Below are 10,130 nucleotides of genomic sequence, written 5' to 3'. Positions count from 1 at the left end.
TCTGCCTGCGCTCCTGCGGAATCGGGGTGAGCCCGGACCGCTCTTCTTGCACCATGCCTCCCCACGCGTGTAATTCCCTGTCGAGTATGGCGTTTTCTCGTTGACAGCCGCAAGCGCCGTCGGCATCTTGTCCCAGCCTCCCCGGCCATTCTTCCCGTCGCTCGGCGATGAGCTTGAGAGCCTACTTCGACAGGATTGAGGGACGACTGTTCCTCGGGTTGGTGCTGACCTTCCTCGGCACGTTGACGATCGTCATCGTCAGCACGGTCATGCTGAACTCGTTCACCGACGAGGTCAGCGACAGGGTCTCCACGCTCTACAACGGAATCCAGACGACCGCCGAGCTGGAGAGCACGCTGTCCGCCCAGCTCGCGGCGGGGCAGACGTACCTGCAGACCGGCGACAGCGCGGCCCTATCGCGCTTCGACACGCTGGGCAGCACTGTCGTCGAGATCCAGCGCCGCTATGCGGGGCTGGCCGATCTCAGTGACGAGCAGCGCTCGCGCCTCGCGGAGATCGAGCGGCTCCACGCAGGGCTGATGCAGGACAACCGTCGGGTCCAGGCTGCGTTCGAGCGCGGCGAGACGAACGCCGCGCTGCAGCAGGGCGAAGCGGTACTCGCGGCGGGGGAGCGCGTCCGGGCCCTGATCCGCGCCCTGGGCCGTGACGAGCTGGGGCGCGCGCAGCTCGCTCCCGGCGCCTTCGAGGCTGAGAAGGAACGTGTCCAGACCGTGCTGCTCGTCATCCTCGGCATCACCTCCGCCCTGATGATCGGCTTCGCGTACCTGACCGTCCGCGCCGTGGAAGGGCCGCTCAACCGTCTCGTGCATGCGGCCAACGAGTTCGGCTCCGGCAACCTGAACGTCAGCTTGAATGGCAGGATGCCGGGCGAGTTCCGCGTGCTCGCCGGCGCGTTCACGGGCATGGCGGACCGGCTGCGCGTGGTCGTGGGCGAGACCGTGCGCACTGCCAACAAGATCACGGCGTCAGCTGCCGATCTTTCGAGCATCTCGGAAGAGGTCGCAGCATCGAGCGGGGAAGTGTCCACGGCGATGGTCGGCATCACCAACGGCGCGGAAGAGCAGGCCCTCGGCCTGCGCGGTGTCGACGAGGCGCTGGCCACGATGCGCTCTCGCGCCGACGAGATCGGCGCCGCGGCGGATCGCGTGCGCGAGGTCGGCGCGCAGATCGGCGACGTCGCACAGCTGCGCAGGCAGGAAGTCGGCCGCGCGCTCGCCATGCTGCTGGAGGTGCGTGAAGTCGTCCGCAGCTCCGGCGCGGAGGTGAGCGAGCTGCAGCGCGCCTCCGAGCGCATCACCCAGTTCGTTGCAACGATCCAGGGTATCGCCCGCCAGACGAACCTGCTCGCGCTCAATGCCGCGATCGAGGCCGCGCGCGCAGGCGAGCACGGCCGCGGGTTCGGCGTCGTGGCCGATGAAGTGCGCAAGCTGGCGGACGAGAGTGCGCGCGCAGCCGACGACGTCGCATCGACGGTCAAGCACGTACGGACACAGATCGAAACCGTGGTCCACACCATGGACCGGGGGTTCCGCCGGGTGAGCGGCGTCGAGGAGACGTCCAAGGAAGCGGAGGCCGCGTTCGAGGAGATCGTTGCCGCCGTGGCCCACGTCAACGAGGCAGCAACGCGCGTGGCGGAGGCGGCGGGCGAAAACCAGCGGGCGGTCCAGTCCGTAGATGCCAATGTGCGCTCGGTCGGTGCGACCGCCGAGGCGCACGCGGCGAGTGCGCAGCAGGTGAGCGCTGCCGCGGAGGAGCAGTCAGCCGCGACGGAGGAGTTGAGCGCAGCCAGCCTCGAGCTGCTGCATGCGGCGGAAACACTGAAGGAGCTGGTCTCGGAGTTCCAGGTCTAGCGAATGAACATTCTTTCTTGGATCGTTTTCGGCCTGCTGGCCGGTGGCATCGCCAAGCTCATCCTTCCCGGCAAGGATCCGGGCGGGTGCCTGGTCACGGTGATCATCGGGATCCTCGGCGCGCTGATCGGCGGCTTTCTCAGTACCGAGCTGCTCGGCTGGGGCACCGTCACCGGCTTCAACCTGCGGTCATTCGCGATCGCCATCCTGGGCGCGATCGTGCTGCTCCTGATCTACCGCATCTTTCTCGGACGCCGCCGCCGCTGAGCGGCGCGCGTCCAGCACGCGCAGCACGTCGTCCAGACGGACTCCCGATCCGGCACACGCGACGAGCAGGTGGTACAGCATGTCCGCCGCTTCCTCGCCCGCGCCGCGCGTGTCCCCCGAGCTGCACGCGAGTGCCAGCTCGACGGCTTCTTCGCCCAGCTTCTTGAGCCGCAGATTTTCGTTCGCAAACAGGCGGGCGGTGTAGCTCTGCCCCGCTGATGAGCTGCGGCGTGTCTCGATCACGTCGGCCAGTGCCGGCAGCGTCGGCCGCGCTGTGAAGCAGCTCTCGGCACCCGTGTGACACGCCGGCCCGGCGGGCTCGACCAGCGCCAGCAGCGCATCCCGGTCACAGTCTGCGTGCAGCGAGACCAGGCCCAGTGTATTGCCGCTGGTGGCGCCCTTGTGCCACAGCTCCCGCCGGCTGCGTGACCAGAACCACAGCTCACCCGTGTCCAGTGTGCGCTCCAGCGCGGCGCGGTCCGCATGTGCGAGCATCAGCACCACGCCCGTGCGCGCATGCTGCACGATGACAGTGACGAGTCCATCGCCGCGTGCGAAGTCGAGGCCGTCCAGATCGGCAGCCGTGTGTATCTGCATGAAGGTCAGACCGTTCCGGACAGAATGGTGCGGATGTCCCGTGCAAGTGCCGCGTTGGTGGCAATCGCGCTGCTGCCGGTATGGCCCGGCCGGCCGTCCCAGTCGGTGAATACGCCTCCTGCCTCCTCCACGACCGGCACCAGCGCCGCTGCGTCCCAGATGCTCAGCATGGGATCCAGCATGGCATCGGCACGACCGGTCGCGACGAGTGCGTAGCCGTAGCAGTCTCCCCACGTGCGCCAGCCACCGACACGCGCGCGCAATGCATCCCAGCCCGCGCCGCGGTTCGCATCGTACACGTTCTCGGCGTCGGTCGTGAGCACGAACGCCTGCTCGAGCGTGTGCGTGTCCGAGACCAGTGCACGACGGCCGTTCCACCAGCAGCCGAGCCCGCGCGCCGCATAGACGGTCTCGTCCAGCGCGGGGAAGTGGATGACGCCCAGGACAGCCTCACCCTCCTCCTCCAGTGCGAGCAGCACACCGTAGAGCGGCACACCGCGGATGTAGCTGCGTGTGCCGTCGATCGGGTCCAGGATCCAGCGGCGGTCTGCACCCGGCCGTGTTTCCCCCTCTTCCTCGCCGACAATGCCGTCGTGGGGGAAGCGGGACGCGATCAGCTCACGCGCGAGCCGCTCCGCATCGCGGTCTGCACGCGTGACCGGCGAGTCGTCCGCCTTGGTTTCGGCTGCAATACCCGTCTGGTAGCCGGCGAGGGTCACCCGCCCGGCGCGCCACGCGACTTCCACCGCGAAGTCGAGCAGGTCACGGTACGCGGTGAGGGTCACTGTTGCGCAGCGATCTGACGGGTGGCGGGGGGTACGTCGCGCACGCTGATGCCGGCTTCGGCGAGCACGCGCTTCACGGCCCGGATGGTGGTCGTGCCATCGTGGAAGATGCCGGCGACGAGGGCCGCATCCGCGCCGGCCAGCAGGAACGCGTCGCGGATGTGCTCGGCGGATCCTGCACCGCCGCTTGCGATCACGGGTACCGACAGCGCCTCGACGATGCGTGCCGTCATCTCGAGATCGTAGCCGGCGCGTGAGCCGTCCTGGTCGATGCTCGTGAGCAGGACCTCCCCGGCACCGAGCTCCTCGCACTGCTTTGCCCAGGTGACGGCGTCCAGCTCAGTGGCGGTGCGGCCACCGTGCGTGAAGACCCGGAACCAGGCACCGCCCGGGCTTGCCATTGCATCGGCCACGGCGCCCTGCGGTCGCGCGGCAATCTCGATCTGCCTCTTCTCGACGCGGGCATCGATGCTTGCGACGATGCACTGCCGGCCGAATTCGACCGACGCTTCGCGGAGCAGCTCCGGGTTCTGCACGGCTGCCGTGTTGATGCTGACCTTGTCGGCGCCGGCGCGCAGTGCGGCGCCGATTCCCTCCAGGTCGCTCACGCCGCCCCCGACCGTCAGCGGGATGAACAGCCGCTCCGCCGTGCGCTGCACGACGTCGAGCAGCGTGCGCCGGCCCTCGGCGGAGGCCGAGATGTCGAGGAACACGATCTCGTCGGCGCCCTCTGCCTCGTACCTGGCAGCGAGTTCCACCGGATCGCCGACATCGCGCAGGTCCTCGAATCGAGTGCCCTTCACGACACGGCCGTCCTTCACATCCAGGCAGACGATGATCCGCTTGTGCAGCATCAGTTGTCCTCCCGCCTTACGCGCACACTTCCCTTGGTGCTGAACACGGCGCCCGTGGGGACCAGCGCCTCTCGCAGTGCCAGCCCGAATGCCTTGAAGGCCGCCTCGACCACGTGATGCCGGTCACGCCCTCGGAGCACGCGCACGTGCAGTGTCATGGCCGCATTCTCCGCGAGCGAACGGAAGAAGTGCTCGTAGAGTGTCGAGCCGAGGCGACCGCGATAGTAGAAGCGTCCGCCCGCATCGAGTGCTGCCTGCACGAGCGCATCATCCATCGGCACGGTTGCGTTGCCGTAGCGTGCGCACTCCTCCGGGATGACGTCCCGCAGCGCAAGTCCGACGCTGATCGCGACGTCCTCGACCAGGTGGTGTCGCAGATCCCCGGACGCTTCAATGGCAAGGTGCAGGCCGCTGTACCGGGCGAGCGTGCCGAGCATGTGATCGAGGAACGGTTCTCCGGTTCCTATTGCACCATCCGTCGCCAGGTCCGGGCGGATCGTGACGTTAACACTCGTTTCCCGCGTGTCCCTGCGGATCGTGCTCATTTCTGATAGCTCCGGGCGATGACGGGCGCATCGAGCGCCCCGGTATAAAGGGCCATGCCGAGCACGACCGCATGAACGCCAACGGCGGCGAGGGCAGTCAGGTCAGCGCTGTCGGCGATGCCGCCGGAGGCGATGAGTGGCTGCCGGCTCGTCTCGACCAGGGTCTCGAACTGCACGACGTCCGCGCCTTCCATGCGACCTTCCCGGCCGACGTCGGTCACCAGCACGGCCGCCAGGGGCAGTGCGCCGACGCGCGCAACGAGATCGGTGGTCGCGAGCGCCGTGGACGCGGTCCAGCCGCGCGTGACCACGCGGCCATCGCGGGTGTCCGCGGCGAGCACCACGCGCCCGGGATGCTGCGCGGTGATACGCTCCAGCCAACGCGCATCCTCGATTGCGCGGGTACCCACGACGACGCGCGCCGCGCCCGCCCCGAGCAACGCCTCGACGTCCTCGTCGCTGCGCACGCCGCCGCCAACCTGTACAGGTATTCCAACGGCGTCCAGCACTGCACGCACGGCGTCGTGGTTGCTGCCCGTGCCGAGGGCCGCATCCAGGTCGACGACGTGCAGCATCGCGAAGCCGTCGCGTTCCCACCGGGCAGCGACGCTGGCGGGATCGGGCAGGGAAACGCGTTCCGTCCCCGGCTCGCCACCGACGAGCTGTACCACCCGCCCGCCACGCAGGTCGATCGCAGGAACGGCGATCATCGGCGCGCGCCGGCGAGGAAGTTGGCGATGAGCTGCAGTCCGCTGGCACCGCTCTTCTCGGGATGGAACTGCACGCCCACGGCGCTGCCACTGCGAACCGCCGCGGGAAAACGCTCGCCCCCGTGCTCGGACCATGCGATCACGCATTCCGGCTGCGCAGGTCGCACGATATAGCTGTTGGCGTAGTATGCGAGCAGCGGCGGCAGCGCCTGGAACAGCGGATCGGGCGACGTCTCGACGTCGTTCCAGCCCATCTGCGGCAGCCGGCGCGCCCTCATTTTCCGCACGCGCCCCGGGATCACGCCGAGGCCGTGCCCGCCTCCCTCGTCGCTCGCATCGAAGAGGAGCTGCATGCCGAGGCAGATGCCGAGCGTCGGCAGTCCGCTGCGGATCGCATCGCGCAGCTCCGCGCCGGAACGCGCCAGCCGCGCCGCCGCCGCACCGAATGCACCGACGCCGGGCAGCACCAGCGCATCCGAGCTGGCGGCGCTGTGTGCATCCTGCACGAAGGACGCGCGCTCGCCCGCGGCCTCGATCGCCTTCCTGAGCGAGTGCAGGTTGCCCGTGCCGTAATCGAAGATCGCGACGTTCATCCGTTCACCGTTTCTCGCTGACGCAGGATCGTGGAGATCGCATCGACCGCGGGCTCCATCATTTCCGGTGGTCCGACCGTGATGCGGACACACTCACCGAGCGACCGCAGCGCGGGGAAGGGTCGCACGGCGACCCCGGCGGCGCGCAGGCGGGCATTCCAGTCGTTCGCATCCTCACCCTCGGGAAGCACGGCGAGGACGAAGTTCGCGGCCGATGGCAGTACACGCAGCCCGAGCGCCGTGAGTGCGTCCGTCAGCCTGTCGCGGTTGAGCACGACGTCCCTGACCCTCGCTTCGACCCACTCCCGCCCCTCGTCGAGAACCGCGAACGCCGCCTGCTCCGCGAGCGCGTTCACCTTGTATGGCCCCCGCGACTTCTCGATCTCGGCGATCAGGTCGGCCGGCCCGACTGCAAAGCCCAGGCGCAGCCCCGCGAGTCCCCACGCCTTGGAAAAGGTGCGCAGCACGATCGTGCGCGACGAGGCTGTTGCCGCACCGGCAAGTCCTGCCTCCCCGGCGAAGTCGATGTACGCCTCGTCGACGAGCAGCACACCCGCTGCCTGACGCTCGAGTCGGTCGAGCGCGCCACGTTCGAACAGGGTCCCCGTCGGGTTGTTCGGCCGGCAGACGTACGTCACCGCGGCGCGCGCAGCGAGCAGCGCATTCACGTCCAGCGCCAGCTCCGGCGCGAGTGGCACGGCAGCAGCATTCAGCGCGTTCATGCGAGCGAAGGCCGGGATCATGCCGAACGTCGGCTCGGCGTAGGCGACCAGGTCGCCAGGCGCACAGAAGGCACGCAGCGCGCTGTCGATCACGTCGTCGGAGCCGCAGCCGGTGGCCACGTTGTCCGGCGCGACGCCGAGCAGCGCTGCGATGCGTCGTTTCAGGGCCGGGACGTAGACGGGTGGATAGCGCGTGAGCGCAGCGTCGGCCGCTGTGCGCACCGCCCGGGCGGCGGCGGGGTTCGGGCCCCACAGGTTCGTATTGTCACTCAGGTCGATCGCGCAGGGCTCACGACCGGGATCGTACGTGGTCAGCGCGCGGTACTCGGCGCGCAGCACTGGGCGATCCGGCCCGAGCTCGGCGCGCGTGCCTGCGTCGCCGTCCGAGCGCAGCCGCGCTGCGGCCGCGTGCGCGGGCAGCCCTTCGGCATCCGCGAGCACACCGGTGGGCGTTGCCAGGGCTGCCGCAGCCGGCGCGTCCAGCTCCTGCCAGGTGCTGAAGCGCAGGAAGTCCTGTACCGACAGGCCCGAATGGAGGCGGGCCAGGCCGCCGGTCGGCAGCACGTGATTCGCCCCCGTCATGTAGTCGCCGAAGGCAACGGAGCTCGACGGCCCGAGAAAGATCGTGCCCGCATTGCGCAGTCGTGACAGCAGGGACCGCGGCTCACGCGTCAGCACCAGCAGGTGCTCCGGTGCGTAGCGGTTCGCGAACGCGATGGCGCCATCGACGTCCTCCGCCAGGAGGAGCGCGCCATTGCTGGCGAGCGACTGTTCGATGATCTCGCGGCGCGGCTCGCGCGGCACCCGTTCCGCGAGCCGCTCACGTACCCGGCCGAGGAGCCCTCCGCTGGTGGTCACGAGGACGCAGCTTGCATCCGGATCGTGCTCGGCCTGCGCCAGCAGCTCCACGGCGACAAGGTCGGCATCTGCCGAATCGTCCGCGAGGACGAGCAGCTCAGAGGGGCCCGCAGGATTGTCGATCCCCACGACGCGCGTGACCTGCAGCTTCGCCTCGTTCACCCAGGCATTGCCGGGCCCGACGATGCGATCCACCGCGGGCACGCTTGCCGTGCCGTAGGCCAGTGCGGCAATGGCACCGGCGCCACCGATCGCGAAGACCCTGTCCGCACCCCCGATCGCTGCGGCCGCCAGCACGACCGCGGGCGGCAGGCCGTCGCGTCCCGGCGGTGAGCAGACGACGATGTCGCCCACGCCGGCGACACGCGCCGGCACCACGCCCATGAGCACGCTGCTCGGATACGCCGCCCGCCCGCCGGGCGCATAGACGCCAATCCGCTCCAGTGGCTCGGCGCGCCTGCCGAGACGGAGACCCGGCCGGCCTTCGATCTCGATGTCGCGGGGCAGCTGCGCACGGTGGAACGCTTCGATCGCGCGTGCGGCCTGCTCCAGCGCGGCCCGGACGTCGGGATCGAGAGCGCGCAGCGCCTGCTCCCATTCTGCACGCGGCACTTCCAGCGACGTGAGCGTCACGCCGTCGAAGCGCTGCGCCAGCTCGATGAGCGCGGCATCCCCGCGCGCACGGACATCGCCGAGGATCGCAGCCACCGCGGACGCCACGTCCGGCTCGTCGGCGGACCCGCGCTGGAACAGGATCCGCTCCGCGTCGCGCGGCAACGCATCGAGGGCGGACACGAGTGCAATCGCAGGGGCACCGGCCGTCGCCGCGGCGATCCGTCCGGGTGCCCCGCCTTCGCTTCGCAGTTCCGGGCTCATGGCATCAGCCTCTCGATGCGCGTGACGAGGATGCCCTCGGCGCCCGCCTGCTTCAGCTCCGCGATGACACGGTATACGTCGGTTGCGTTGACGACCGCGTGCGCGGCAACGTGTTCGCCGCCGTTCAGGATGTCGATGATTGTGGGGCCGTTGAGACCGGGGATGATGCGCTTCACCTGCTCGAGAGCTGCCCGCGGCACGTTTGCCATCAGGTAGCGCTTGCCCTGCGCGCGCAGCACCGACTCGAGTGCAGCCGAGAGCTCCCGCGTGGCGCGCTCGCCCTGCTCCGTCTCGAGCAGCGCGGGCCGCGCGATCAGCCGGGCAGACGACTCGAGCACCGTTTCGATCTCCCGCAGCCCATTGACCTTGAGAGTGGAACCCGTGGACGTGATGTCGACGATGATGTCCGCGACGCCGAGGTGCGGCGCGATCTCGGCGGCGCCGGAGACCGGCACGATGGTGACGTCGCATCCGCGTTCCTCGAAGCACGCACGCGCGATCGCCGGGAACACCGTGGCGACGCGGGCGCCGCGCGGCACGTCACCAAGGCCGTTGATGTCGGAGTCATCGCGGGCGGCGACCACGATCCGGCAGCGGCCGAAGCCGAGGTCGAGCACGTCCCTGACGTCGCGTCCACTCTCGACCACGAGGTCGTGCCCCGTGATCCCGAGATCCGCGGCGCCGTCCGCCACGAACTCGGGGATGTCCTGCGCGCGCACGAACAGCGCCAGGAACTCGCCGCCCAGCGACGCCTGCAGCGCGCGCTCGCTCGAGACCTCGAGCCCGAGTCCTGCCCGCTCGAGCAGGTCGCGCGCCTCGGTGGCGAGGCGACCCTTGTTCGGTAGTGCAATCCTGACCATCGGCCTCTCCGGACACGAAAAAGCCGCGGCCCGTCGACAGACGGGCCGCGGCCGGATAACGTCGTGCGTTCGATTCGCCTGCAGAACGCGCTACACGCCTCCGTCCCGACCCGCCGGGCCGTGATGATGGGCGTGATGGCGATGCTGCGCGAAGCGGTAGCTCATGCAACGAGGCTAATGCGAGCCCCGGGCGGCGTCAAGCGGGGGCACATCGCGTGCATCCGGCAGAGGAAAAACGGAGATCGAGATGGAATCACTTACAGCCCGCCAGCGTGCGCATCTCAAGTCGCTCGCTCATCCCCTGAAGCCACTCTTCCAGATCGGCCGTGAGGGCGTCACCTCGAACGTCGCCGGCACGATCGCGGCCGCACTGGAAACGCGCGAGCTGCTGAAGGTCAAGGTCCTGGAGGGTGCACCCGTCTCTGCTCGCGAGGCGGCAGACGAGCTGGCGGGGCAGGTCGAAGCGATGCACGTCGTGCAGGTGATCGGCCGCACCATCGTGCTGTACCGCCGCCACCCGGAGAAGCCGGAGATCCGCCTGCCCTAGGGCCCGGCTTGCTGGCGCGCTCACGCCGCGCCAGCATCCCGGCCA

Annotated in this window: 11 protein-coding genes; 3 read left to right on the top strand and 8 right to left on the bottom strand. The window is 69.4% G+C overall.

Annotated features, from left to right (window positions below):
• Positions 1-167: 167 nt before the first annotated feature.
• On the top strand, positions 168-1,871 hold the full coding sequence (locus VFU06_07960; protein ID HEU5209329.1) for a methyl-accepting chemotaxis protein: 1,704 nt from the start codon (positions 168-170) through the stop codon (positions 1,869-1,871).
• A gap of 3 nt (positions 1,872-1,874) precedes the next feature.
• Positions 1,875-2,138 (top strand): GlsB/YeaQ/YmgE family stress response membrane protein, encoded by a 264-nt coding sequence (locus VFU06_07955; GenBank protein HEU5209328.1) that lies wholly within the window; start codon positions 1,875-1,877, stop codon positions 2,136-2,138.
• On the opposite strand, the gene hisIE is transcribed toward VFU06_07955, so the two are convergent.
• The 8 genes from hisIE to hisG are packed head-to-tail and all read right to left on the bottom strand — an operon-like array spanning position 2,061 to position 9,538.
• The gene (gene hisIE, locus VFU06_07950; protein ID HEU5209327.1) at positions 2,061-2,735 is read right to left on the bottom strand and encodes a bifunctional phosphoribosyl-AMP cyclohydrolase/phosphoribosyl-ATP diphosphatase HisIE; all 675 of its coding nucleotides are present in this window, start codon (positions 2,733-2,735) and stop codon (positions 2,061-2,063) included. The two genes, VFU06_07955 and hisIE, sit on opposite strands and share 78 nt — an antisense overlap.
• 5 nt (positions 2,736-2,740) lie before the next feature.
• Positions 2,741-3,520 carry a histidinol-phosphatase gene (gene hisN, locus VFU06_07945; GenBank protein ID HEU5209326.1) on the bottom strand — a complete coding sequence of 260 codons (780 nt, stop codon included), beginning with the start codon at positions 3,518-3,520 and terminating at the stop codon, positions 2,741-2,743.
• Positions 3,517-4,374 carry an imidazole glycerol phosphate synthase subunit HisF gene (hisF, locus tag VFU06_07940; protein ID HEU5209325.1) on the bottom strand — a complete coding sequence of 286 codons (858 nt, stop codon included), beginning with the start codon at positions 4,372-4,374 and terminating at the stop codon, positions 3,517-3,519. Before hisF ends, hisN begins: the two co-directional genes overlap by 4 nt.
• Positions 4,374-4,919, bottom strand: a complete 546-nt coding sequence (gene hisB / locus VFU06_07935) for an imidazoleglycerol-phosphate dehydratase (protein HEU5209324.1) — start codon at positions 4,917-4,919, stop codon at positions 4,374-4,376. The genes hisF and hisB overlap by 1 nt, the downstream gene beginning before the upstream one ends.
• Positions 4,916-5,629 (bottom strand): 1-(5-phosphoribosyl)-5-[(5-phosphoribosylamino)methylideneamino] imidazole-4-carboxamide isomerase, encoded by a 714-nt coding sequence (locus VFU06_07930; protein HEU5209323.1) that lies wholly within the window; start codon positions 5,627-5,629, stop codon positions 4,916-4,918. Before VFU06_07930 ends, hisB begins: the two co-directional genes overlap by 4 nt.
• Entirely contained in the window at positions 5,626-6,222 is a 597-nt protein-coding gene (hisH, locus tag VFU06_07925) for an imidazole glycerol phosphate synthase subunit HisH (protein ID HEU5209322.1), read from the bottom strand. Before hisH ends, VFU06_07930 begins: the two co-directional genes overlap by 4 nt.
• Complete coding sequence (hisD, locus tag VFU06_07920) at positions 6,219-8,678, bottom strand: histidinol dehydrogenase (protein ID HEU5209321.1); 2,460 nt, start codon at positions 8,676-8,678, stop codon at positions 6,219-6,221. Before hisD ends, hisH begins: the two co-directional genes overlap by 4 nt.
• The gene (gene hisG, locus VFU06_07915) at positions 8,675-9,538 is read right to left on the bottom strand and encodes an ATP phosphoribosyltransferase (GenBank protein HEU5209320.1); all 864 of its coding nucleotides are present in this window, start codon (positions 9,536-9,538) and stop codon (positions 8,675-8,677) included. The genes hisD and hisG overlap by 4 nt, the downstream gene beginning before the upstream one ends.
• A gap of 247 nt (positions 9,539-9,785) precedes the next feature.
• Here hisG and yhbY point away from each other — a divergent pair, with 247 nt between their 5' ends.
• The gene (yhbY, locus tag VFU06_07910) at positions 9,786-10,085 is read left to right on the top strand and encodes a ribosome assembly RNA-binding protein YhbY (protein HEU5209319.1); all 300 of its coding nucleotides are present in this window, start codon (positions 9,786-9,788) and stop codon (positions 10,083-10,085) included.
• Positions 10,086-10,130 lie beyond the last annotated feature (45 nt).

The organism is Longimicrobiales bacterium (genome assembly GCA_035764935.1).
Taxonomy (GTDB): Bacteria; Gemmatimonadota; Gemmatimonadetes; order Longimicrobiales; family RSA9; genus DASTYK01.
The sequence above is the reverse complement of the archived record's forward strand: the minus strand, read 5'-3'. Positions and strand labels throughout refer to the sequence as shown.

What these genes read in the sequence shown, in the direction of transcription:
- VFU06_07960 (HEU5209329.1), top strand. Translation starts at nt 168, where the DNA reads ATGAGCTTGAGAGCCTACTTCGACAGGATTGAGGGACGACTGTTCCTC.
- hisD (HEU5209321.1), bottom strand. Translation starts at nt 8,678, where the DNA reads ATGAGCCCGGAACTGCGAAGCGAAGGCGGGGCACCCGGACGGATCGCC.
- hisG (HEU5209320.1), bottom strand. Translation starts at nt 9,538, where the DNA reads ATGGTCAGGATTGCACTACCGAACAAGGGTCGCCTCGCCACCGAGGCG.
- VFU06_07955 (HEU5209328.1), top strand. Translation starts at nt 1,875, where the DNA reads ATGAACATTCTTTCTTGGATCGTTTTCGGCCTGCTGGCCGGTGGCATC.
- hisB (HEU5209324.1), bottom strand. Translation starts at nt 4,919, where the DNA reads ATGAGCACGATCCGCAGGGACACGCGGGAAACGAGTGTTAACGTCACG.
- hisF (HEU5209325.1), bottom strand. Translation starts at nt 4,374, where the DNA reads ATGCTGCACAAGCGGATCATCGTCTGCCTGGATGTGAAGGACGGCCGT.
- hisIE (HEU5209327.1), bottom strand. Translation starts at nt 2,735, where the DNA reads ATGCAGATACACACGGCTGCCGATCTGGACGGCCTCGACTTCGCACGC.
- hisH (HEU5209322.1), bottom strand. Translation starts at nt 6,222, where the DNA reads ATGAACGTCGCGATCTTCGATTACGGCACGGGCAACCTGCACTCGCTC.
- VFU06_07930 (HEU5209323.1), bottom strand. Translation starts at nt 5,629, where the DNA reads ATGATCGCCGTTCCTGCGATCGACCTGCGTGGCGGGCGGGTGGTACAG.
- yhbY (HEU5209319.1), top strand. Translation starts at nt 9,786, where the DNA reads ATGGAATCACTTACAGCCCGCCAGCGTGCGCATCTCAAGTCGCTCGCT.